Here is a 23336-nt window from a genome sequence, read left to right on the forward strand (position 1 = left end):
GTGGGCTCATACGACCTCCATGGGAGCTGCGTTGACGGGTACTTGGGCGTCCGCTTCGGTGGGTGCCTGTTCGGGGAAGGTGAAGCAGCCTTCGGGGTCGAACCGCAGTCGGACCGTGGAGCCGCGCGGCCGGCCGTGCCGGGTGAAGACCTCGACGAGCCGTGCGCCGCCGACGAGTTCGACGACGTGGTCGTAGCCGCGGCCGCGGTAGGCGGTGTCGACGACGGTCCCCTCGACGGCGTCCGGCGCCGGGTCCGCGCCCCCATCCAGGGTGACCGCGGCGGGACGCACGAGCACCCGCACCGCGGCGCCGCGGACCGGCGCGGTCGGCGCCGACGCGGTCACCGGTCCCGCGTCGGTACGCACGACCACCCTGCCGCCCTCGCCGGGCTCCTCGACGCGGCCGGTGAGCTCGCCCGCGAGACCGGTGAACCGGGCGACGAAGGGCGAGGCAGGCCGGTGGTAGATGTCCTCCGGCGCGCCGTGCTGGACGAGGCGGCCGGACTCCAGGACGCCGATCTCATCGGCGAGTGCGAAGGCCTCGGCCTGGTCGTGGGTGATGTAGACCACCGTGGCGCCGCTTCCGCGGGTGAGCGTGGCGATCTCCACGCGCAGCCGTTCACGCAGGTCGGCGTCGAGGTTGGACAGCGGCTCGTCGAACAGGAGCAGGCCGGGCTCCGCGACGAGGGCACGAGCGAGCGCGACGCGCTGCTGCTCGCCGCCGGAGAGCTGGTGGGGATAGCGGTCGGCGCGGGCGGTGAGGCCGACCCGTTCCAGCAGCGCCGCGACCCGGCGGTCGGCCTCAGCGCGCTCCAGCCGCCGACGGCGCAGCGCGTAGCCGACGTTGGCGGTGGCGGTCATGTGCGGCCACAGGGCGTAGTCCTGGAAGACCATGGCGAGGTCGCGCCGCTCTGGCGGCAGATGAGTGTGCCCCTCGGTGAGGGTGACGCCGCCGAGGCGGATGCTGCCTCCGTCGGGCCGTTCGATGCCGGCGAGACAGCGCAGCAGGGTGGTCTTGCCGGATCCGGACGGGCCGAGGAGCACCAGGAACCGGCCGGTGCCCACCTCCAGGGAGACATCTTCGAGCGCGCGGTGCGCGGAGAAGCTCTTGACCAGCCGGTCAACCCGCAGCTGTACGGGGTGCATGGTCATGCGACGGCCTCCAAGCGGTGAGCTGCGGGAACCAGCCGCCGCAGCGTGGTGAGTGCGACGGCGATGAGCACGAGCGTGCCCACGACGACCACGACGGTCATTGCGGCGCCCCCGCCGAGGTCGTAACCCTGCAGGTCGTGGGTGATGGCGACGGAGAGCGGCTCATGGCCGGGCGGCGCCAGCAGCTGGGAGACCGGCAGCTCCAGCAGGGTGCCGCAAAAGGCGATCAGCCAGGTCCAGGTCATCGAGGCGGCGACGAGCGGCAGCACCGCACCGCCCCAGGCGGGCACGACGCCGCGGCCGTGGACCCGGGCCGCCCACAGCAGCCCGTCGCTGACCTGTCCGAGCGAGCCGGACAGCAGCCGGGCGGCAGTCGGCAGCGCGCCGGCGAGATAGCCGAGGACCAGCAGGATAGTGGTGCCGTACAGGTCGACGCCCAGCGACGAGGCGATCGGCAGGTTGTAGGTGAAGATGTAGCCGCTGGCCAGCAGCACGGAGGGCAGCGCGATCGCGGCCAGCAGCACCGTGTCCAGCAGTCGGCTCCCCCGGCTGTCGCCGTGCCGGGCGAGCACCCGGCCGGCAACCGCGCCGAAGAGGACCGCCGCGCAGGCGACGAGGGCGGACAGCCGCGCGGAGTACCCGAGCGCCGACATCATGGCGCCGGAGTCCAGGACGTGACGGAAGTTGTCGAGGGTGAGCGCGGTCGGGTCGACGGCACCCCCGGACGGCAACAGGGAGGCGGCCGCCGCGCCGAAGGCGGGCACGCCCAGTGCCAGGGTGAAGAAGCCGCCGACGCCGGTGAGCGCAATGGCGTGCCGCCCGGCGCTGAGGCGGACACGCATCGCGGGACGGGTGCGTCCCGACAGGACGGCGAAGCTGCGACCGCGCAGTGAGCGGCGCTGCGCGACCAGCGCCAGCGCCACCAGGAGCATCAACAGCCAGCCGATGGCGCCGGCCGGCCCGAACTGGGCGGGGAAGGTGGCGATGGACTGCTGCATGGCGTACGTGGCGATGGGGAAGTTCGCCTGGGCGGCGAGCGTGGCGGCCACCCCGTAGTCGCTGATCGACTCGGCGAAGACGATGGCGAGCCCCGCCCACAGTCCGGGGGCGAGGATCGGCAGCAACACGCGCCAGGTGGCCAACCGACCAGCGCCGTGGGTCCGCGCGGCGTCCTCGAACTCCCGGCCCATGCCCCGCACGAGGGCGGAGACGGCGAGGTAGGCGAAGGGCACACCGCGCGAGGCAAGCACCCACACGACCCCCACCGGGCCGAAGACGACGACGCGCGGCAGCGTCGGCTCATGGCCGAGCAGCCGGTCGAGCACACCCTGCGGCTCGACCAGCCAGCTCCACCCGAGCGCCTCCAGGTACGACGGGGTGAGCAGCAGGGCCCACAGCAGGATGCGGGTCAGGCTCCGGCCGCGTGCCGCGGTGCGCTCGGTGAACCAGGCGAGCCCGGTGGCGATCGCGGTGGCGAGCACGGCCGCGCCGACGCCTACCAGACAGGTGTCGAGCACGGCCTGCGCCGTCCAGCCGGTGAAGACCTGACCGAAAGAAGAGAGAGTGAACCAACTCGTGCCCTGGCCGAACAGGCGCGGGCTCACCGCGACCAGCAGGAAGCCGGCGACCGGTACCAGCAGCACCGCGGCGAACACCGCCCAGGGCAGCGACCGCAGCAGCGCCGTCAGCCAGGCGGCCGGGCGGTACCGCCACACGTGGGCAGCGGCACCGGACGAGCGCTGCTCGCGTACGGCAGAAAGGGTTGTCTGGGCAGCCACGGGTCACCGCACGATCGTGTTGGTGAACCAGGTGTTGATGGCGCCTTCCTGCGGCCCCCAGGTATACGGGTCGATGGCCTGCGTCGGCACGGAAGGGAGCGCTGGCAGCTCAGGGTTGGGCTTGACGCCCGCCACGACAGGCCAGTAGAGCGAGTCGCCGTTGCGGTCGCCGCTGAGCATGACCTGCTGCCCCTGCGGGCTGAGCACCCAGGCGGCGAACCGCTTCGCCTCGGCCCGCTCCTTGGAGGAGGCCTTGGCGTCGATGCCGATCACGCTGGGCAGCGAGGTGACCTTGGGCAGGTAGGCGGTCTTGAGGTTGTGGTTTTTGATCCCGGCCGCGATACCGGCGGAGCTCTGGATGAGCCCGATCCTGATCTGGCCGGTCTGCAGGGCGTGGAGGGTGTCGCCGTTGGTCTGGAAGACGTGCAGGCCGTTGCCCTTGAGCTTGGTGTAGTAGTCCTCGCCCTGGCTCTCGCCGCCGAGCTGGCTGAACACGCCTGCGACGAACGGGTACGTCGGCCCGGAGACGGACGGGTCGTTCATACCGACCTGGCCCTTCCACGCGGGCGAGAGCAGGTCCTGCCAGCTCGTCGGGGGCTTGGGGTTCCTGGTGGCGTCGTAGACCACCGCTGCGGTGGTGGTCAACCCGGTCGGGACGTAGCTCTTGTCGGACGGGACGACCGCCTTGCCCTGCGCGTTGAGCGTGACGTCCGGCTCGTATCCCTTGACCAGCATGCCGGCCTTGTCGAGGGCGGCGAAGGGCTCGTCGCCGTCCACCCACAGCACCCCCCACTTGGGGCTGGCCTGCTCCGCCTGGACGCGGGCGAGCAGTGGCCCGGTCGAGTCGTCGACCAGCTGGGTCGGGATGCCCGTCGCCTTCTGGAACGCGGTGGTCATCGCCTTGTCGTAGCCCTGTGCCGAATAGACGACCAGCGGTACCGGGGCACCGCTGGTGGCCGAGCCGGTGGCCGCGCTGCTCTTGCCGCCGCAGCCAGCGACGGCGACCGCCATGAGCGCGGCGGCCAGGGTCGCGCCGGTACCCCTGCTGAGCTTTCGTGCCCGAGATCCCATGCCCACTCCATCACGTCGATATTCTAACGACGGTTAGAATCGTGGCGCGACAGAGGAAACATACCGACCGCCCGCATACGGCCGGTCCGTGAACTCACGACGAACAAGGCACTGCGATGGGGGCGACACGGCGGACAAAAGGAGCTGTCTGGGCCGAGAGGGACTCGGCCCGGGCGTCACGGAGAGGAGAAGGCTCAGTCGTCGTCTCCGCAGGATTCCGCATGGTCGGAGCACTGATGACGCTGTTGGTTCCGGAAGCCACGGGGCGTGGCCTCGACGAGCGAGACCGACATGGCGGTGGCGGCCGAGCACATCGTCGCGAGCAGCACGGTGCTCGCCCAAGAGAACCCCGCGTGATATCGGGCGCCAAGCAGTTGTTCGGTGCGTGGCTCCGCGCCTGGGCCGCCCCACCGCCGCACACCCCGTCCACGCAGACCGCAAAGAGAAAGCCACCGATGCCGCCCCACGGCATGTCCGTCCTCACGCACCGCCGCGCCCCCTCCGTCGCGAGCATGCAGCCGCACACCCGGCGTGTCGTGCCAGGCGGGGCGGGTGGCTCGCCGGTTGCGCAACTCGTGGCGGCCGTCCAGGGCGGTGTCGGCGAGGTCGAGTGCCCGGTGGGTGGCCGGGGTTGACCGCCGCTCGGACGCTGTGTACTGCTCGACGCGATGCAAGGTGAGGGCCTGGAGGCAGCGGAAGGAACCGTTCGACGAGCGGTCACAGTAACCACCAGTGAACACCTCTTGAGTCCAACTTCGGTGACCATTCGGTCATTTACCGCCAATCGTTGTGATCTATGGATTTACGGCCTGACTCTCAGTTGCGGAAGCGGGCCCTGTCCCGTCGCGGCCCGAAGTGCCGTGCGCCGGCCCGTTCTTGGGTGGTGAAAGCCATGTCCAGGGAGACCGAGAAAGTCGGAGCCGTCAGCCCGTCCCGCTATGGAGAGATCGTGGCCGAGCTGCGTCAGGTGGTCGAACAGCAAGCTCAAGGCCAGTTCACGATCGGCGACCGTGCCTTGGAGATCGAGCCGATACGCCTGCCTGACGACCTGGCGGCCCTGCCGGGCGGGGGTCTGTTCACTGTCCGCCAGAGCCTGACCAGGCTCGCGGAGGACATCGGTCTGCGTCGCAGCACGGTGGAAAACGCGCGCTGGACAGCGTCGCGGTGGCCGAAGGAACATCGGCGCGCGGGAGTGTCCTTCACCGTCCATCGAGTTCTGGGAAGCATTCCTGACGAGGAAGAGCGGTTCGCCGCGATCAAGACCCCGCCCGAGGGCAAGAGCCGGTGGACGATCGACGACGCCAACCGGCGGGTGAGACGCCAGGAGTTCACCCGGGACGAGTCGGTGGCGACGACCGCGGTCACCGGTCCACTGCGGCGGCCGGACGTCGCGTTCAAAGCGATGAGCGACGACACCGCCCGTTTCCAGGTCAACCATGCCCAAAACGAACGCAGTCGACAGGCCCGTGGGCACTTCGACCGCACCAGCCCTGTCGCGCCGACCGTCAGGCACATCGATCGGACCGTGGAGTTCTTGGACCTGGTCACCGCCTGCCACTCGTTCGTGGCTGCCGCGGGCCGCGCCACCCCTCGCATGCGGGATCGCACCCTGGATGAAGACCAGCGGACGATCGTGCACGAGAACGTCGCCCGTGTGAGGGCGACGCTGGACTGGATCGAAACCGCAGTCGATACCGGCAAGGTCGACATGAACGACGAGCTGGCACGTCTATTGAAGGGCGAGTAGTCATGCCCCCGCCCCACGACGTCGGGGCGATGCCGCCAGGCGGCATGCCGACACCGTCCGCTTCGTGTTGTTCGCAGTGCGCGTACGCCCGAAGTCACGTGAGGTGGAGGACGAACAGGCAGCGGGCGAGGTCGCTGGTGGCTTCTGCAAAGGCGAGAGCGGTGAGAATCGTGACGGTGGCTGCGGGAAGGGCGGCGATCCAGCGGCTGGTGGGCCGTTCGGCCTGGAGGGCGCCGACCCGGGCGGTGATCTTGTGCCGTAGGTAGGCCAGTACCGCCCCCGCTTTCCTGACTCGGGTGGCGTCGGCGACGGCGAGTGCGGCGCGGGCCAGGGAGCGGGCGGCGATAGTACGGCTTCCGGTGGCGTGGGCGGCCTCCTCGTCGGCCCAGCGCTCGGCTTGGAAGGCGATGTGGTCGCGCAGTCGGCGCAGCAGGGGGTTGATCGCGGCGGCCACGTCGGCGGCGGCGGTGTAGTAGTGGTGGCGGTGGCGCAGGTGGGCGCGTTCGTGGGCGAGCATCACCCGGCGCTCCTCGGCGGGCAGGGCGCGGAGCATAGCGCTGGTCACCACGATCCGTGGGGGTCGGCCGGGCAGGGCGTAGGCGTCCGGGTAGGGCTGGTCGAGGATGAGCAGGTCGCCCACGGCGGGCAGCGTGCGGAGGGCCGCCAGCGCGCGGAACTGCTGGCGGCGCCTCCAGATGCTGTGGGCCGCCCGCGCGAGGCCGATGGCCAAAAGGGCGACGGCGAGAATACCGAGGACGCGCGGGACCGGGTCATCGGCGGCCAGGGCGACGGGGTTGCTGCGCACGTACGCCTGGACGTCGTCGGTGCGACCCAGTCCGCCGATGGCCAGCGTCGTCAGTCCCCAGACGGTGGCGCCGGTTGCCGCCAGCGTCAGGGCGGTCAGCGTGCGCACGGCGTCCGAGGGCGCCAGGTGCCGGGCCAGCCGGGGACCGAGGACCGCCAAGGCGGACGGGCCCAGCAGCAGGAGGTAGACAGTGGCGCGCAACAAATTGCTCTCCGCTCGCAGACGGTGGGTCGACGGTCACTCGCGGGCGTCGAGCAGGGCGCGCAGCGCCGCCTCGTCGGCCGGGTCGAGCGTTTCGACAAAGTGCTCGAGGACGGCGGCGCGATCACTACCGCGGCTCAGGGCCGTGGTCATCTGGTGGGCGGCGTCCTGCGGCGGGGCCTGGCGCGGGCGGTAGGCATGGGCCCGGCCGACCTGTTCGCGCTCCAACAGTTCTTTGGCGTGTAGGCGTCCGAGCACGGTCAGGACGGTTTTGTAGGCCAGCCCGCGGCCCAGGGCCTGGTGGACCTGCCGGGCGGTCATGGGCTCCTGGTTCGCCCACAGCGCGGCCATCACCTCGGTCTCCAGCGCTCCGGCTGGCCGCCGGGTGCCGGTGTGCTCATGCGCGTGGTCAGCATGTGGCATCGCGCGCTCTCCTTAAAGCTTCCCCAGCCAGCTGCGGTCCGCCGCCCCGAGTAGGGCAGCGTTCCAGGCTCCCTTTGTCGCACACGGCGTAGGACATACGTTAGTCTCACAGCTCGTGCGACTCCATGCACGGCGTGACGCCTCTCGCCTTTCGGTCAGCCCGCACTGCGCCAGGAGACCTGCCCATCCAGCTCGCGGGCCTCATTGCCCCAGCGTGGCCCTCTCCGCGTTAACCCGAGAACCGACGAGGCGCCCGGTGATCGCCACTGCGCCTACTCAACTCCCCGGCGTTCTGGCCGACTTTGCGTCGCTCCTCGACCACTGGGGACTACGCGGCGGTGGGCGGCATGCTCGCGTTGGAGGACTTCGGCATCCCGGTCCCCCGTGCGACCGACCTCATGGCCGCCGCCGTCTACGCGGGAGCGGGCCGCTTGACTATCGTGGCCGTCGACGTGATCGCGGTGCTCCCCGCGATCATCGAGGACAACATCGGATATGTCATCGGTGGCTGGGGAGGCCACCAGTCGATCGACCGCTTCGGCCTCTACGTCCTGCTCACGCCGGGGCGCGTCGCCAAGGCACAGGCGTTCTTCACCCGCCACGGCGGCAAGGGCATCACGATCGTCCGGTTCGTCGGCGGCCTGCGGATGGTCAACGGCATCATCGCGGGGCTGACCGAGATGCCCTGACGACGGTTCCTAACGTTCAACACGATTGGCACCGCCTTGTGGGGCGGGACCGGGGTGACGGTCGGCGACCTGACAAGCCACCACATCGGCAGCCTCTACCCGGACGTTCAGCGGTACAAGCTGTGCCTGGTGGCCGCCGTCCTCATCCTGGTCACTGCCGTGGTCCTCTACCCCTGACCGCCGCGTTGCTTCCGAGGCGCACTCCGCCCGGCGGTGCACGTCACGGCAGCGGCGTCTACTGGAGACGACCGTGTCCCCGGCATGCGGAGCTGAACGGTGAAGGTGCCACGCGACTGCACCCAAGCCCACGCAACGCCCTTTCACACACCGCCCTTTTGACCGACACGCGTCCGTTGGACGTCTCACGGAGAGATCTCATGGAGCATTTCATCGCCAGTTACGGCATCGTCGCGGTCTTCTTGTTGATGGCCGCCGAATCGGCGTGCATTCCGATCCCCTCCGAACTGATCATGCTTTTCGGTGGGGCGCTGTCGGCCGGAGCGGTCGCGGGCGCCCACCCCAGCCTGCTGCTGGTCGTGGTCGCGGGGACGCTGGGCAATCTCGTGGGCAGCTACGCCGCATGGGCCGTGGGCCGCTACGGCGGGCAGGCGGCGCTTCGCCGGTGGGGTCGCTACCTGTGGCTGCGCGAGGACGACATCGCCAAAGCAGAGCGCTGGTTCGACCGGCACGGAGCCCCCTCGGTCTTCTTCGGGCGGCTGCTGCCGGTGATCCGCACCTTCATCTCACTACCCGCCGGAATGGCCGCCATGGAGCCGGTACGGTTCGGCTTCTACACCATGGCAGGCTGCATTCCGTGGACCGCTGTCCTGGCCGTCCTGGGCTACAGCGTCGGTGGCAACTGGCAGACCATCGCTGACGACTTCCACGGCCCCACCTACATCATCGCCGGCATCGTCGCCATCGCGCTGATCACCGCGTTCGTCGTCCACGCCCGCAAGCGCCGGGTCACGTCCGGCGAACCGCCCCGCGCCAGCACCCAACGGAGCGCGTCGCACCGCTGAACTGCGGCGGAGTTTGCGGCAACACCCGGCGTGGACCACGCAGTTCGGTCGCGGCAGGCTCACTCGGGCCAGCGCGATGCCGGGCAGGATGGCTCGCCGCCAGCCCTCGGTCATTCTGCGGTACTGCTGATCTTCGCTGCCGTCGTCCACGGGCAATTCTGAGCCCGGTTGCGTCCGTAGAGGTGGTGTACCGGTTCAACAACACCAGGCAGTGTGCCCATGCACGTTCTAACGAAAGACAACAACGTTGCTGCGGCGAGTCCCGATCGGCGGCACGCCATCGTCAAGGCGTTCGGCAACGCGCTCATGTCCGCCGAGGCTGACGCCCTCTACAACGCCGAATACGGGCAGATCGCCATAGCGACTACCACCCCAGACCCCGGCTTACAACAGATCGCCGCGGTGCGCGAAGTAGTGCCAGGAATACCAACACCGGCTGAGTTGGCGATGAAGCAGACGACGCCACAGGCTGCGAGCCTGACACGGTAACGAGGTTGGCCCGCCAACCTGGACCAGGCTGCGACTCGCACCACGGCTCGTTCCCCTTTCCCTCTCGTCGCCTATGGGTGACGACGTTGATTCGTGTGAGGCGGTTGCCCGCTACGAGATAGATGGGAAACTTATGCGGTCTTCGGCTTATTCCGCGGCCCGGGGGCAGGTGCATTCGCGAAGAGGCAGTTAACAGGGAGCAACAGCAACTTCTACGTCATGTAGTAGCTTGTCGAGTGCCAGTAGTTGCCGACGGTGCCGCGCCGTCAACGACATCCCGTCCGCCACATAGAGAGCAACCGTGACCCCCGACCCCCAGGAACCGGTGCTTGAGCTCTGTGGAGCTGCATCGGCCCGGCCTGTACCATACGGCCACGGCCATTCGGCAAAGCCATCCGGGTTCAGGCGGGTTCGCGGGCCGCTGCGCCACCTGCGATGGGCCACGTTGAGCCACCCGCGTGTCGCGGTTGGACTATCGGCTGCAGGCATCGGCCTCCTCGTGCTGGTAGGCGCGAGCGCGCCCAACGAGAACACGCTCAAGGCCCCTGTTTCACCCTTCAGGTTGCCCGCCATCACCGGTGCCGTCTCCGCCGTTATGACCTGTGTGGCGATCGTGCTGTCGACCGCGGGACTGGTCGGCATGCTGCGCGCGCACGACCGCGGTTGGAGTCCGAGCCCCCGGCGTTTGATGTGCGTCGGAGCGGGCGCCGCGCTCGTCGTCGCGAACCTCACCCCGGTCGGGTCATCAGACATGGCCAGTTACGCCGCTTACGGGCGGATAGCGGCTCTGGGCGGAGATCCATACGTGGTGTCTCCCGCTCAACTGGGAGATGGTTACGTCGGCTTGGTGAGCACCACCTGGTTGCACACCCCCTCCGTGTACGGGCCGGTCGCGACGTGGTGGCAAGAGGCCGCGGCATGGATCGGCGGGCATCGGCAGTGGCTGACGATCTGGCTGCTGATGCTCGCGAATGCTGTCGTGTTCATCGGTTCCGGCTACCTGCTGATACGCACCGCCGAGGACCGGGTTCGAGCCGGCCTGATGTGGGTCGCCAATCCGGTGCTCATAGTTGTGCTCGCGGCGGGCGGACATCTGGACACCATCGTGGCCGGGGTTACCGTCTGCGCGGTCGCGGTAGCCCGTCGCGCAATGCGAACAGGCCGCGCAAGTCACGATGTCTGCGTCGGTTTGCTCGTCGGCCTCGCGTGCGGGATCAAGATCAGCGCAGCGCTGCTCGGCGTCGGCCTGATCTGGCCATTGCTGCGGACTGGCGCATGGATACGAGCCGCGTGGCAGGTGGGTGCCGCCGCGGCGACGTTGGTGCTCCTTTACGCCTGCTACGGCCTGCACGCGCTCGGCCCGCTGACAGCGGCCTCACATCTGGTCTCGGCCCCATCGCTGTGGCAGGGGTTCAACCACGTTGGCTCCATGGTCGTCGGGAGGCAGGCAAGCGCCACCGCCACAACGGTCCTGTGGCCCATGCTGATGCTGGTGCTGGCCCCGGCTCTCCACCGCCACATCCCACCGGCGAGCGCACCGGTCGTCGCCGTCCCACTTGCACTTTCCCTCGCGTGGATCCTCGCCGCCCCCTGGTCGATGCCCTGGTACACCGGGATTGCCTGGGCCCTGGCCGCGATGGCGGTTCAAGGCCCTGCTGACTGGCTCCTCATCGCGGCCACCTCCACTCTCACCCTCTTCCACAACAGCGGTGGCCACGGCTGGACATGGTGAACAAGACTCAAGCCCGGGGCAGTTGAGATCCCCACGTTTTCAAGGGCACGGCACCGCTCGGTCACCCACCCGTGGCGAGCTCGAAGATCTCAGTCACCGTCTACAGGATGCAGTCGTCAGCCTTCGGTCGACCCGGCCGCCCTCCACAGCCGTGCGGCTTCTCCTGAACCCGGGCGTCTTCCCGGTGCTGATACTTGCCGACTGTTGGGACGGCCGGCACCGTGACTCGACCACCCTGACGCTTCCGCTGCTGGCCCGCACGCAGGCTAGGTCCACATACTTGACGCCGTGATCGCCCTGCTGGTGGCTACTCTGGTCAGCCCGGCCTTCCGCCGCATCGCCGCGAGTAGTTGGGTGCACCGGATGCTGTTGCCGAGCGGGATTGCGGGGGCTGTCCGGCCGGTCCACAGAATGAGTATGCGGTCGGCGCATTCGCGGTGGACGGTGCCGACCCAGCGTTCCGCGAAGACGTCCGCCTTCGGCGATCTCGGCGGTGAGAGGAGGGTACGCGTAGGGCTTGACAGCAAAACCGGTTGTCCGTTGCTACTCGGGCCCCAAGCTCGACCTGCGACCCGTCTGTTCGTGGTCTGCGACTGCTGTACTTGATCTTCTGCCCGGTACGGGGGGCAAACTCCCGCCACAGCCAGGGCCCGGGCTCCGGGTCGATCGCCTGTCCGCCGCGCGAAACGCCGCCGTCCGGCCCGTGGCGTCTGCCCGGGTCGGACGGCGGCGAGGAGGGGAACGGGGAGAAGAGGCGCTAAGGGGCGGAATCCTACGGGTTCTTGTTGCCCGGTCCACCGGACGTCGGCGTCGGTGTCGGGCTCGATGTCGTAGCGCCGCCCCCGGTCGGACCGCCGAGGAGCCCGCCGCCGGTCCAGCCGCCGCCGGTGGTGCTGCCATCGGTCGAGCTGACGGTCGGGCTGGGGCTGACGCAGTCTCCGTTCGGGCCGCGGCACGGCGTGCTCGCGCTCGGGCTCGGCGAGGTGGACGCGGACGCGCTCGGCGACGGCGAAGGGCTGGTGGACGGCGACGCGCTCGGGGCCGGGGCGCCGGTCTCGTCCGATCCCTTGCCCAGGTCGGGCATCGGTGGGAAGTCCTTCACCGGCTGGCCGGCCAGGGCGGCCTGCATGTATCCGAGCCACACGTCGGTGGGCATGTTGGCGCCGTATACCTTGGGCTCGCCGCCCACTCCGGCCATGCCCTCCAGGCCGCCGTTCGGCTTCTCCTTGAACATCGTCACCGAGGTGACGAGCTGCGGGGTGTAGCCGATGAACCAGGCCGACTTGTAGTCGTCGGTGGTGCCGGTCTTGCCGGCTGCCGGGCGGCCGAGTGCCTTGGCGTTGGCGCCGGTGCCCTGGTCAACCACGTCCTTCAGGACGTTGGTGACCGCGTTCGCCGTCGTACTTGCCATGACCTGGTCGTCCTGGTGGGTGGCGAAGCCGGGTATCGGCGCGCTGTTGTTTACAACCTTGCTCACCGAGTACACGTCGTGGTGCACGCCGTTGTCGTCGAAGGTGGCGTAGGCGTCGGCCATGTCCATCGCGTTCGGTGTGGAGGTGCCGATGTAGAAGCCCGCGGTGTCGTACTGGAGGCTCTTGCGGGGCAGGCCCACCGCTTCGGCCATCTTCTCCACGTGGTCGTAGCCCACGTACTCACCGAGCTGGACGTACGGCGTGTTGACCGAGTTGATCATGGCCTTGCGCAGGCTGATGTAGCCCCACTTGGTGTTGTCGTCGTTCTGCTGGTGCAGGAAGCCGGTCGGATCGGTCCCGTCGGGGATGAGGTGCCCCTCCTGGTTCTTGATCTCGATGCCGTCGTCTGCGTTGAACTTGCTGTCCGGGGTGATCGTCGAGGGCGCGGCCCCGGGCGAGAGCACGGCGCCGTGTTCGAGCGCGGCGGACAGGTCGACCGGCTTGAAAGTCGAACCGACAGGCACTCCGACAGTGTCGGCGTTGTTGGTCCAGTGGCCCTTGTCGAAGCCCGCGCCGCCGTAGATGGCCACGAGCGCGCCGGTGCTCGGGTCCACCGAGGCGGCACCGACCTGGACGTCCTTGTCGACCGGACGGATCGTGGGGTTGAGGTTCTTCTTGCGCATGGCGTCGACGGACGCAGCCAGCTCCTGCACCTTCTTCTTGTCGAAGGTGGTGTAGATCTGGTAGCCGCCGTGGTTGAGCTGCGCATCGGTGAGATTCGCGTGCGCCTTGACGTACTGCTCGGCCGTGTCCACCAGATAGCCGGTCTGGCCGTTCATGCCGGCGGACGGCGTGTACGGCTTCGGCGTCGGGAAACCCTGCTTCATCAACTGGTCGTACTGGGCCTGGCTGATTTGGTGGATGACCACCATGCGGTGCAGCACGTACTGCCAGCGGCCCTCCGCCTGGGCCTTGGCCTTGGGGTCGGAGTCGGCGAGCATCATCACACTGGGCTCGTTGACGGTCGCCGTGAGGAACGCGCCCTGGCTGACGTTCAACTGCGCGGCGTGGACGTGGTAGTACGCCCGCGCCGCGGCCTCGATGCCATACGCGCCGCGCCCGTAGTAGTTGCTGTTCAGATAGCCCTGGAGGATCTGGTCCTTGGACATCTGGTTGCCGATCTTCAAGGAGATCAGGATCTCCTTGAACTTACGGGTGATCGACTGGTTCTGCGTCAGGTAGGTGTTCTTGACGAACTGCTGGGTGATCGTCGAACCCGACTGCACCTCGCCGCCCTGCACCATGTGGTAAACGGCGCGCAGCATGCCCTGGTAGTCCACGCCGGAGTCGGTGTAGAACGTCGCGTTCTCCGCGGCCAAAAAGTCCCACTTCACCAGCGGGGGCACCTGACTCAGCTCGACGTTCTGCCGGTTCATGGCGCCCTTGGTCGCCATCACCGAGCCGTCGGACCAGTAGAAGATATTGCTCTGCTGCTGGGTGCTGGGATTGGGACTGGGGATCTGGAGGGTGGCATAGGCGTACGTCCCCACGCCCAGGCCGGAGGCGACCACGAACAGGAACGTGCCCAGCACCTGCCGCCACGAGGGCAGCCAGCGGCGCAGGCCGCGCTTACCCCAGCGCGGGTAGTCGATCAACCGCCTGCCGGGCGGCTGCTGTTGCTGTATAGCGCGCCGCCGGTCAGCCCGGCCGCCGCGCCCCGGCGCGGGTTCGGCACGCCGTCCGGGGCCGGGCTGCCGGGCGGCTCGTCGCCGGGCCGCCCTCCTCTGCGGGACCGCGTCCGGACCGGGCCGCCCGTCGCCCCTCGGCGGCTTGCGCCGGTGTTCGCTCATGCTCGCAACTCCTCAGACGGGTGCCGGTGCCCGAGACCAGAACCGGGGACCGACGCCCGACACGCCACCGAAACGGACCCGTACTGACGGATCCGTCTGTGGCAGAGCCGACCGGGTCTGCGGACGCCCCGGTCGAGGGACGGGCTGATGCCCCAGATTGGTCTTACGCCATGTGAGACTAGCTTGCGTCCGGGATGGGAATACAAGGGCCCCAGGGAAAGTCACACCGCCCGCAACGCCACAGGACAGGCATCTTCGGCGAGCACGCCGACCGCAGAGCCAGCGGGGCCTTGAAAGCCGAGAGATCATGGGTGCACCGCGGCAGGCCGGGGAGCCTCTGACCGCGGGCGTACAAGACGGTACTCACCGTCCTGGGCCGCCTCTTCACCAAGGGACTGCTCCAGCGCGAACACGTCGACCGCGCCCACGCCTATAGCCCACACCAGGAGGCGGCCGAGGCCGCCGCCGAGCAGATGAAGACGGTACTGGAAAGCGGTGACGACCGTACCGCGGTCCTCCACTGCTTCGCGCAGATTCTCGACCCGGCCGACGAGGCGGCCCTCCTGGTGCTGCTGGGGCCAGGGGCTCCGGGGGGAACTCACGCGCGTTACGGAGTCCCGTCCGCCAACGCCAGCTGGTGACCGGCTGCCACAACAGCGACAGCGTCCAGCGTCTCGACTGCCGTATGTTGCAAGCAACATAGTCCGCAACCGCAGGCTGCTATCCGGCCTCCGCGACCTCGATCAGGCTATGCAAGTCGTGGGCGGCGTCGAAGGCACACAACATGCTGGCGGTCAAGATAGCGGCCACTCCCACCAGTGGCAGGAGAGGGACGCGGAGGGGGGAGGCGAGCAGGGCGGCGACCCTACGGGGGACGGGCCCGGCGGTGCGCAGTGGGTCCCTGCGCCCGAGCAGGCCCAGGGCGGCGAGCGGGAGGCGACCGCGGGCCGGGGTGTGCTTGGTAGCCAGCGCGGCCTTGCCCACGGTACGGGCGACTCGGCGACGGTCTCCGCACACCATCGCCGCGTACTCGTCCGCCCACCGCTCGATGGTGTACGTCACGGCGGTAGCAATCGGGCGGAGCAACGGGTTGGCGGTGGCGGCGAGTTGTGCGGCAGCGACGAAGGCGTAGTGATGGGCGCGCAGGTGGGAGCGTTCGTGGGCGAGGAGCACTTCTTGCTCGTCGGACTCCAGGGCGTCGAGCATTCCGGTGGAGACGACGATGCGGCCGGGCAGTCCGGGAAGCGCGAAGGCGTCGGGGGCAGGGTCCTCCACGACCGCCAGTTGGTCCGAGCCCGGCATGCAGGCGGCGTCCAGACCGGCTGCGACCAAGGCTCGCAGCCGACGCCACACCATGCGCACCGCGGCGACCACCGCGGCCGTGAGCAGTGCACCGGCGGCCACCGCCTCGGTCAGCGAGGCCGGATCGCCTTGCTGCACGACCCGCGCGGACCAGTGTCCCAGCGCGGCGACCAGCGGGATGCGGGCCAGCCCTGCGAGGGCGAAGACGCCCAGCACCACCCAACTACCCCCGGCCAGCACCAGCGCGGAGAGGGTCAACGCCCAAGCGGCGGCGCGCGGATGGAGACGTTCACTCAGCGGACGAGCGAGCAGCGCACCGAGAGCAGGGAGGATGAGCGGCACGAGGTAGACGGCGAGGCGCATCAACTCAGCGGTCTCCCCGCTGTCCAGGGGCGAGGTCGGCGGCCAACAGACGCAGCAGCAGCAGCTCATCGTGGTCGGAGAGGTCGTTGACGAAGCGGGCCAGGACCGTCTCGCGATCCGGTCCGCTGTCCATCACCTGGTGCATCCGGCGTGCGGTCAATCCGGAAGGGTCGGCCACGGGTGCGTAGGCGAAGGCCCTCCCCTGCTTGTCGCGGGTGAGCACATTCTTCTCGTAGAGCCTCGTGAGGATGGTCACCACAGTGCTGTACGACAGGCCACCACTCAGCCTCTCCAGGACCTCTGCCGGAGTCAGCGGGTGCGGTGCCGCCTGCAGGGCGGCCAGTATCTCGGCCTCAAGCGCCCCGCTGGGGCGCCGCTCCTGCCCTGGCGTCGGCGCTCGTTCACCTCGCCCCATCTACTTCGCCACCTGCCCTTCATGATCTACACTCGCGTAGAACTTTTACGCGCCTGTAAAACCCTCTGCCGTCAGCAGTGTGCCATGCCGGCCAGGCGCCCGGCGTGACCGGGAGCGGCGCCACTCCAGATTAACTTCTACAGACATGTAGATGTTAGTGTGCGGTTCACCTCGCAGCGCCCTGGTGTTCGCGCGGCTCTTCCTTCCTGTTACGCCGTTCACTGACCCCGAAAGATCGCGTCTGATGACAGTCCACTCCGCGGTCCAGCTCGCCTTCGACGGCTCCACCATCGACGGCTCGCTGTTCACCTCGATCACCAACTTCGCCCGCGACACCACGTGGCTCAACACACCCATGGAGGTGTGGACCAACCTCGGCCTCGGCGTCTTCGCGATCCTGATGCTCATGGGCTGGTGGAACGCCCGCCGCCGCGACACCACCGCCATGACCCTCGCGCTGGCCGCGCCAGTCTGCGTGGCGACCGCCTTCGCCGTCGCCGAAGTGGCCAAGAAGATCGTGGCCGAGGTCCGCCCCTGCCGCTCACTCCCCCACGACTACTTCGTCGCCGCCTGCCCCGCCCCCAGCGACTACGCCTTCCCCAGCGGCCACACCACCACCGCCGCCGCGACCGTCGCCGCCCTGTTCCTCCTGGACCGCCGTCTCAGCGCGATCGCCGCCATCTTCGCGGTCCTTGAGGGCTTCACCCGCGTCTACGTCGGCGCCCACTACCCCCACGACGTCCTCGGCGCCGCCATCATCGCCCTCCCCGTCGCCTTCCTCACCAGCCTGGCCCTGCGCCGCTACGCCACGGGGCTCATCGACTCCCTAAGCCGCGGCGTGCTTCGGCCCCTTCTGGTCGCCAGCACCGGCGCCCACGCCGCGTACTGAGCCGTGGCTGCATCGCCGCATCTGGAAGCGTCCGGTGTCCTCCAGTAGCTTCTCCATCCGCTGGACCACACGGCCGCGTTCACGGGTGGCGGTGGTCCGGGCCCGGGTGAGGTCCCCCCAGCACCACGCTGACCTGCGAGCTCACTGGCATCACAGAAGAATCGGTTTCGGCCGGAACGGACACCTCAAGATTTCCGAACAGGCACCAGCACACGTCAGGGCACACAGAAGCACCCCGGCGCACGCCACGGGATTTACCAAGCCCCCGGCGCACACCGAAGGTGCGCTGGATCGCTGACCTGCGCTAACGTCGCGGTTGCCAATACCGCTTTCCACCCAACTTCGCAAGAGTGACGTTCGCTCAAGTGCCCTACGTACGGGGCCGGGCTGACTGCGGAAGCTCTTCGGTGTGGGGTGCTGCTCTTCACCTGGGCCGCTGTCCCGCCGAGCGTCCCATCCTGCGTCGGATGGCCCGCCGGTAGAGCGCCTGGACGGCGTCCCCGAAATAGGGGCTGTAGGAGATGTCCGGGGTGTTGCCACCCTCCTGGTATCCGCCGATCACGCCCATCACGGTGTCGCCATCGGTCACCCAGGGGCTGCCGCTGGTGCCGCCGGTGAAATCGGTGCAGTAGATGCGCAGCTGACGGCTACCGAACGCGGTGATGCGGTTGGCGCAGGTGATGGGGGCGTTGCCCGAGTCGGGGTAGCCGGTGATGTGGACAAGGGATGTGGTGCTCACTTTGCTGCTGAGCTGATAGCCGCCGACGACCGTCTGGATCCGGCGGCCGCCCATCGGCGGGACTGCGGCGAAGGCGACATCGAGATCCTCGCTGTGGCCTTTGGTCCAGCGTGGGTCCACGGTCCTCGTGCTGAGTGGCCATACGCCGTAGGGTGCCTGACCGTCGTGGTAGCCGGGGACGAAGGACAGGCCACGGGTGCCGCCGTCCAGGCAGTGCGCCGCTGTGATGATGAGGTCCTGGCCTGGGCTGTCGACCACGCTCGCGGTGCAGAAGTGGTCGCCATCGGAGACGTTGCCTCTGAAGATCGCCCCGACCATGGCGAAGGCGCTCGTAGCATGGATCGTGTGCGAGATCCCCAGGCGCGGGGGCAGGGGCAGCGCCGCAGCCCTTGCCGTACGGCCAATAGCCGCCATGACCAGCCAGCACAGCAATAGCACGATATTCCTGCTCACCCGGCGCCCGCAGATGCGCCCAAGGGTGAGCCTGCCTCGGTGAAGCAACAGATGCCTGACCATGTGCTCAACCTCCTGACGATGAACGAAGGGGATGTTGCCGCTGCTCTGCTTTGCGTCTGCAGATCGTGAGAGAGGAATGAGAAGCGCGGTTTGGAACCGACATGCCGCGATCACCGGTCGCACCAAGACGCCAACGGGGCATCCAGAGCAGTAAGCCGATCCCAGGCGAGAGATCGAGGCCCGTCTCACGCGCTGCCGACAGGGCAGCCGGTGTGAGGCGTCTAGCGCTTGCGGCGCACAACACGTAGTCGGAGGCCGGTGGTTGAGGCGTATGTCGAGGGCGATGGCTCACGCCGTGATTCGCATCGGGAGAGTACTGAACCGTTTCGCCCCGTCCCGAGGAGCAGTCGGATAGGCGGGGCGAAACGGCGACACAGCTGGCGCGTCAGTCGCCGCACCAGGGCACGTAGTCGTAGGTGTTGACGCAGTGTGCCAGGCCCTGGCCCTGGCCCTGGCCAGCGAGCTGGTACCACCAGTCATTGCCTCCGACGATGGTGCCTTCGATCTTGCAGGTGACCGACACCTGCGTGCCGTTGCCGATCGTGCCGGTGATCCAGTAGGCGGTGCCGGGGTCGGAGCGGACGTTCAGCGGGATCTAGGAAGCCACAATCCCCTCAACCGCCTGGTTCCAGAAGCCGTAGTCGCCGGGCTAGGTTCAGGGGCTGTGGCCGGTGCCCTGGTTCCACGAGCCTTAGTCGGCCGGAGTGACAGCCTGCGCCCCGGCTACGGCTCCGAAAGGGGCGCCACCGGTGAGAAGAAGCCGACGACGGTCTTGTGGACGGGGTGACGATCCATCATGGCCCTCCCTTTCTCCAATACAGGCACAGATCTGCAGATCTGACGTTCCGCCTGTACTGCTATAGAGATAGCTGCCCACGAGGGGATCGCACCCATGCGACACGATCGGGTGAATCGCCCTGAAGGAAGATTGACTGGCGATAGCTGCCGCGCAGTCAGCGTTGGGGCGGTCGGAAAGAACCCTCACGCATCCGGTGATGGAGTCGACCCCTACTTCCCGGCCAGCGGTTCGCTGCCGCCTATGCCGTCGCGTTGCCAAGGTCGTCGTGTCCAGCTCTGGCCGACGCTGGTGTGGAACAGGGTGAGGACGGTGGCGGTCAACGCAAGCCAAGGACGAGCGGGCCCTAGAGGAGCAGCGCGCTCAGCGCCCAGACCATCGCGGCGTACCAGGGCATGGACCAGTGCGCCACAAGTATCCACGCGAAAGGCACCGCGTCCGCCGGTACGGTCGCCGGACAAGAGCGAGTAGCGCGACGGGTCACAGGGCGGAGGTAACGGTGCTCGTCGAGCTACGGCCCAGCAGCATCGTGCCGAACCCGTCCAGTACCGCCCACCCGGAGGGTGTGGGCACCAGAATGTAAGGCTGTGGAGGGGTGAGCACGTGTAGGCCCTACCACGGCTGTAGAGGAACAGCACGGCGTACGCACCGGCACCGATCTGGCGGACCGCTCGTGTCCACCTGCCCGTGCGAAGCAGCGGCCACGCCAGTCCCGCGCCGAGCAAAGCGGCACTGATCCGCGGTTTCCGTCCGCTCTCAGGTTCCCGGTTGCACGGTGTTGCCGGGGCGGCCTTGTCGGTGCCCAGAGGGTCGGCCCCTCGTCTGCCTGAGCTCTTCCTTTACCCCTTCAATCGAATGTGCTTGGTGAGAGATTTGGCCCCTCTGAGGGTCTGTAAAGTCTTCGAGACAGAGCCGGTTCCATTTACAGGCCCTCTCCGCACCCAGATCCTCGGCGGTTTGATCAATGAGTACCGATACGCAGCCTGAGCTACAGCGATAGCTTTTCGAGCAGGACAGGACCGGTCCGTCGGCGGACAGCAAGGCCACACCGGTGATGACGGCGTCAGGTTGATGACGATCCTGCCCATCCCTTCGTCGGGACTGATGTTGACTGCGCGCTGGGCGGGAATAGTCAGTGTCGGCGTGTGGGGTGGACGGTGCGGTCACGGTGTCCTCTGGCAGGTCACGACTTATGCCTGAAGATCAGGGTCCGCTTTCGTGGTGCGGTGAGGACGCGTCGCGCAGGGTGGCCAGGCGTCGCCGGTACTCGTATTCGTCGATCTCGCCACGGGCGAACCGTTCGGCGAGCAGTTGCTCAGGGGAGGGCGCGTCGATGTGTGCGTGGGGCCGTCCGATCCCTGGCCCGCGCCGCGCTGGCGAACACGGGCCGTGGACGCGGACCCGCCGCCGCGCTGGGTTACCTGCATCCCAGGGTGGCCCCTCGGGTGGCGGCCCTGCAGCACACCTGTCCAGTCAACCGCGTCGGCGCCACCTTGCCGCCCCCTGTCCTGACCGCACTCACCGCGCTCGCCCTGCTGGATACCGGTGCGGCGCTGCCGCGCTGCCTGGAAGCGCTCCATCTCTGACCCGTCCCCCGCAACGTTGCTCTCCTCTCCCGCTCGCCCGAGTCTCCGGCCCGCTAGGGCCAGTGATCACTTCCATCGCCAGGGCTGTGCGCCTGGCCGAAAGCAGCGAATCACATGACGTACGACCCTCACCCTGGCGAAGGCCCTGCCTCTGCGGGCGACTCCCAACCCGTATAACCGGCTGGACAGCTTCATCAACCGCACCTGCGACCCCGGCGCCCTCCCCCTCCTCGCTTGGAGTTGTTTCCTACGAGCTTCCTGAAGTTCCGCTGCGGGAGGCAGACCTTCGCGAGAATCTCGTCGGCAGTGGCAGTCCACGCGAAGGCTTCGCCTTCTCGTTGCGCTGCCTTCCCACGCCGCAGCCACTCCGTGCCCGCGCGGGTCCCGCCGGGAGGCGATCACGACGCGGTGGCGACAACTTGATCGCCGGATCGCTCGGCAAATGCCCCAACAGTGGAGGCGCCCTGCAGTCATCGGAAATCAGAGATACAGCTGTATATAAGACGCACCGAAGCACGGCGTTCGCCAGTGGAGCGAGGACCGGGTGTGGGTGACTTACGAAAGAGTGATTCTCGTGGCTCGCAAAGCCCTCGGCGGGCTCATTCCAGCGGTCGCAGTGGCGCTGATCGCCACCGGCTGCGGCAGCACGAACAACGTCAGCAACGGCAGCGGCTCCGCTTCCAGCGCGGACTTTGGTACCCAGATCTGCGGCCAGGCCGGCAACACCAAGCCGGGCTACCCAGCGCCGTTCGCGCCCCTGCCTGGGGGAGCCAAGACCCTCTCAGGGGCAGGGTCGACCTTCGTCGCACCGATGATGTTGGACTGGACCAAGGAGTACAGCCAATCCACGAGCGTGCAGGTCGCCTACCAGCCCATCGGCTCGGGCGGCGGCGTGGCCCAGATTCAGGCCAGAACCGTGGACTTCGGTGACAGCGACATCGGAATCACCGCGACCGAGCAGGCCAAGGCCCAGGGTCCGGTACTGCAGGTTCCGCTGCTGCTGGGGGCGGTGGTGCCCGCATACCACCTTTCGGGTGTGAAATCGGGACTGAAGTTCACCGGCGATGTGCTCGGCAGGATCTACGCCGGGAAGATCAAGGCGTGGAACGATCCGGGGATCACCTCGCTGAACCCCGGGGTAAAGCTGCCGAATGAGCCGATCGCAGTGGTGCACCGCTCCGACGGGTCCGGCACCACGAGCATCTGGACCGACTTCCTCACCAAGGAGTCCCCGACCTGGGTGAGCACGCTCGGCGGTGCGAACGAATCCCACGGCAAGACGGTGGCCTGGCCGACCGGCATCGGCGGCAAGGGCAACGAGGGTGTCTCCGGCCAGATCAACCAGACGGAAGGCGCGCTAGGCTTCCTGGAGCTGCACTACGCGCTGGCGCAGAACAGCACGTACGGGCAGGTAAAGAACCGAACAGGCAAGTTCGTCCAGCCGTGCGTCGCCACCGTCACCAAGGCGGTGAACGGCGTCACCTTCCCACCGAGCCTCAACACTTCGCTCACCGACGGCACCGACCCCAACGCGTACCCGATTACGGGCACCACCTACGCATTGTTCTACCGAAACCAGACAGACGCAGCGAAAGCCGCCGCTCTGGAGAACTTCTTCTCCTGGGTGCTATCCAAGGGTCAGGACCTCAACGCCAACCTGAACTACGCGCCGCTTGGCAAGGGCCTCCAGCAGTTGGCCGTCAAGCAACTGAAGCAGGTCACCGTCAACGGCAAGACCGTCATCAAGTAGCCATCGTCCGATTCGGGAAGCCCCCAAGCAGATACCCCACCTCGCGGCGGCGAGTGCGCGCCCGGCGGCATAGGCGGCCACCGCCTTCGGGCACTCTGTCGTGCTCGCCACCATGTTCGTGATCGTCGTGCTGATGACGCCCACAGCGTCCCTGGTGCAGCAGACGTGGCAAGGCCAGCCCACTGGACCGGCATGCAGGTCCGACAACGGGCGTCCCCGAAGCGGCTGCGCACACCCTGACGGCCAGGCAGGTGAAGACCCACGCCGAGACATGGCCCATCTGGGCCCAAGCGCATATGGAACACCTGAGTCCGCCGAACACGCCACGCGCCTACCTGACGTCCCCGAACCGCGCTCCGATGACTTGCCGCCCACTCCACGACTGGAGCGCCTACAGCCCCAATTCCTACTGAGAGGCGGGCCGGTCACCTCGCCTGCTCCGCGACAAAGCCGACCGCTCCCCCTGACGAGCATTTTCGGCAAGCCACAAGCGGAATGCGCTCTCTCACATGAAAAACGCAGAGCGACAGACGAGTCGGGCTGCATGCCGGGGTCAGCTCGCCGTTCACCCTTGGCGCGAGGCCCTGACCTGGGCTAACGTCCCCCTCA

General features: G+C 68.2%; 21 protein-coding genes. 10 read left to right on the forward strand and 11 right to left on the reverse strand.

From position 1 onward, the window contains the following. Positions 1-6 precede the first annotated feature (6 nt). The 3 genes from P3G67_RS20670 to P3G67_RS20680 are packed head-to-tail and all read right to left on the reverse strand — an operon-like array spanning position 7 to position 4001. A complete protein-coding gene (locus P3G67_RS20670; RefSeq protein WP_276094776.1) occupies positions 7-1152 on the reverse strand; it encodes an ABC transporter ATP-binding protein in 1146 nt (381 codons plus the stop codon). Then, positions 1149-2930, reverse strand: a complete 1782-nt coding sequence (locus P3G67_RS20675) for an ABC transporter permease (RefSeq protein WP_276094777.1) — start codon at positions 2928-2930, stop codon at positions 1149-1151. The genes P3G67_RS20670 and P3G67_RS20675 overlap by 4 nt, the downstream gene beginning before the upstream one ends. A 3-nt stretch (positions 2931-2933) precedes the next feature. Further along, positions 2934-4001, reverse strand: coding sequence for an ABC transporter substrate-binding protein (locus P3G67_RS20680; protein ID WP_276094778.1), 1068 nt, complete (start codon positions 3999-4001; stop codon positions 2934-2936). Between the two features lie 892 nt (positions 4002-4893). Here P3G67_RS20680 and P3G67_RS20685 point away from each other — a divergent pair. After that, positions 4894-5748, forward strand: a complete 855-nt coding sequence (locus tag P3G67_RS20685) for a DUF6192 family protein (RefSeq protein WP_276094779.1) — start codon at positions 4894-4896, stop codon at positions 5746-5748. Positions 5749-5842: 94 nt separating this feature from the next. Here P3G67_RS20685 and P3G67_RS20690 read toward each other — a convergent pair whose 3' ends face one another. Together P3G67_RS20690 and P3G67_RS20695 are read right to left on the reverse strand one after the other, a co-directional pair. Beyond that, on the reverse strand, positions 5843-6757 hold the full coding sequence (locus P3G67_RS20690) for a M56 family metallopeptidase (RefSeq protein ID WP_276094780.1): 915 nt from the start codon (positions 6755-6757) through the stop codon (positions 5843-5845). 33 nt (positions 6758-6790) lie between these two features. Then, the gene (locus P3G67_RS20695; RefSeq protein WP_276094781.1) at positions 6791-7177 is read right to left on the reverse strand and encodes a BlaI/MecI/CopY family transcriptional regulator; all 387 of its coding nucleotides are present in this window, start codon (positions 7175-7177) and stop codon (positions 6791-6793) included. Between the two features lie 302 nt (positions 7178-7479). Here P3G67_RS20695 and P3G67_RS20700 point away from each other — a divergent pair, with 302 nt between their 5' ends. The 5 genes from P3G67_RS20700 (at position 7480) to P3G67_RS20720 (ending at position 11109) form a co-directional block, all read left to right on the forward strand. Further along, a complete protein-coding gene (locus tag P3G67_RS20700) occupies positions 7480-7866 on the forward strand; it encodes a DedA family protein (protein WP_276094782.1) in 387 nt (128 codons plus the stop codon). Between the two features lie 54 nt (positions 7867-7920). Further along, on the forward strand, positions 7921-8043 hold the full coding sequence (locus P3G67_RS20705; protein WP_276094783.1) for a hypothetical protein: 123 nt from the start codon (positions 7921-7923) through the stop codon (positions 8041-8043). Positions 8044-8243: 200 nt separating this feature from the next. Beyond that, positions 8244-8888, forward strand: a complete 645-nt coding sequence (locus P3G67_RS20710; protein WP_276094784.1) for a DedA family protein — start codon at positions 8244-8246, stop codon at positions 8886-8888. 219 nt (positions 8889-9107) lie between these two features. Continuing rightward, on the forward strand, positions 9108-9377 hold the full coding sequence (locus P3G67_RS20715) for a hypothetical protein (protein ID WP_276094785.1): 270 nt from the start codon (positions 9108-9110) through the stop codon (positions 9375-9377). A 445-nt stretch (positions 9378-9822) separates the two neighbouring features. Continuing rightward, positions 9823-11109 carry a hypothetical protein gene (locus tag P3G67_RS20720; RefSeq protein WP_276094786.1) on the forward strand — a complete coding sequence of 429 codons (1287 nt, stop codon included), beginning with the start codon at positions 9823-9825 and terminating at the stop codon, positions 11107-11109. A gap of 772 nt (positions 11110-11881) precedes the next feature. On the opposite strand, the gene P3G67_RS20725 is transcribed toward P3G67_RS20720, so the two are convergent. Further along, positions 11882-14371 (reverse strand): transglycosylase domain-containing protein, encoded by a 2490-nt coding sequence (locus P3G67_RS20725; protein WP_276094787.1) that lies wholly within the window; start codon positions 14369-14371, stop codon positions 11882-11884. Between the two features lie 395 nt (positions 14372-14766). Here P3G67_RS20725 and P3G67_RS36090 point away from each other — a divergent pair, with 395 nt between their 5' ends. After that, positions 14767-15012: a hypothetical protein gene (locus tag P3G67_RS36090; protein WP_391858310.1), complete on the forward strand. Its 246-nt coding sequence runs from the start codon at positions 14767-14769 to the stop codon at positions 15010-15012. Between the two features lie 79 nt (positions 15013-15091). On the opposite strand, the gene P3G67_RS20735 is transcribed toward P3G67_RS36090, so the two are convergent. After that, complete coding sequence (locus P3G67_RS20735; protein WP_276094789.1) at positions 15092-16036, reverse strand: M56 family metallopeptidase; 945 nt, start codon at positions 16034-16036, stop codon at positions 15092-15094. A gap of 4 nt (positions 16037-16040) precedes the next feature. After that, positions 16041-16451 (reverse strand): BlaI/MecI/CopY family transcriptional regulator, encoded by a 411-nt coding sequence (locus P3G67_RS20740; RefSeq protein WP_276094790.1) that lies wholly within the window; start codon positions 16449-16451, stop codon positions 16041-16043. Positions 16452-16695: 244 nt separating this feature from the next. Here P3G67_RS20740 and P3G67_RS20745 point away from each other — a divergent pair, with 244 nt between their 5' ends. Continuing rightward, positions 16696-17340, forward strand: a complete 645-nt coding sequence (locus P3G67_RS20745) for a phosphatase PAP2 family protein (protein ID WP_276094791.1) — start codon at positions 16696-16698, stop codon at positions 17338-17340. Positions 17341-17764: 424 nt separating this feature from the next. Here P3G67_RS20745 and P3G67_RS20750 read toward each other — a convergent pair whose 3' ends face one another. The 3 genes from P3G67_RS20750 to P3G67_RS20760 all read right to left on the reverse strand — a co-directional run bounded on the left by P3G67_RS20750 (position 17765) and on the right by P3G67_RS20760 (position 20747). Then, positions 17765-18517: a trypsin-like serine peptidase gene (locus P3G67_RS20750; protein ID WP_276094792.1), complete on the reverse strand. Its 753-nt coding sequence runs from the start codon at positions 18515-18517 to the stop codon at positions 17765-17767. Positions 18518-18980: 463 nt separating this feature from the next. Next, complete coding sequence (locus P3G67_RS20755; RefSeq protein ID WP_313880900.1) at positions 18981-19190, reverse strand: SH3 domain-containing protein; 210 nt, start codon at positions 19188-19190, stop codon at positions 18981-18983. A gap of 1404 nt (positions 19191-20594) precedes the next feature. Then, positions 20595-20747 carry an SHOCT domain-containing protein gene (locus tag P3G67_RS20760; protein WP_391858311.1) on the reverse strand — a complete coding sequence of 51 codons (153 nt, stop codon included), beginning with the start codon at positions 20745-20747 and terminating at the stop codon, positions 20595-20597. Between P3G67_RS20760 and P3G67_RS20765 the strand changes: the two genes are divergently transcribed. Continuing rightward, the gene (locus P3G67_RS20765; protein WP_276094794.1) at positions 20729-20977 is read left to right on the forward strand and encodes a hypothetical protein; all 249 of its coding nucleotides are present in this window, start codon (positions 20729-20731) and stop codon (positions 20975-20977) included. The genes P3G67_RS20760 and P3G67_RS20765 overlap by 19 nt on opposite strands. Positions 20978-21521: 544 nt before the next feature. Next, entirely contained in the window at positions 21522-22727 is a 1206-nt protein-coding gene (gene pstS, locus P3G67_RS20770; protein ID WP_276094795.1) for a phosphate ABC transporter substrate-binding protein PstS, read from the forward strand. Positions 22728-23336: the final 609 nt, after the last annotated feature.

Origin of the sequence: Streptomyces silvisoli, assembly GCF_029269905.1 — a bacterium.
Classification (GTDB): domain Bacteria; phylum Actinomycetota; class Actinomycetes; order Streptomycetales; family Streptomycetaceae; genus Streptantibioticus_A; species Streptantibioticus_A silvisoli_A.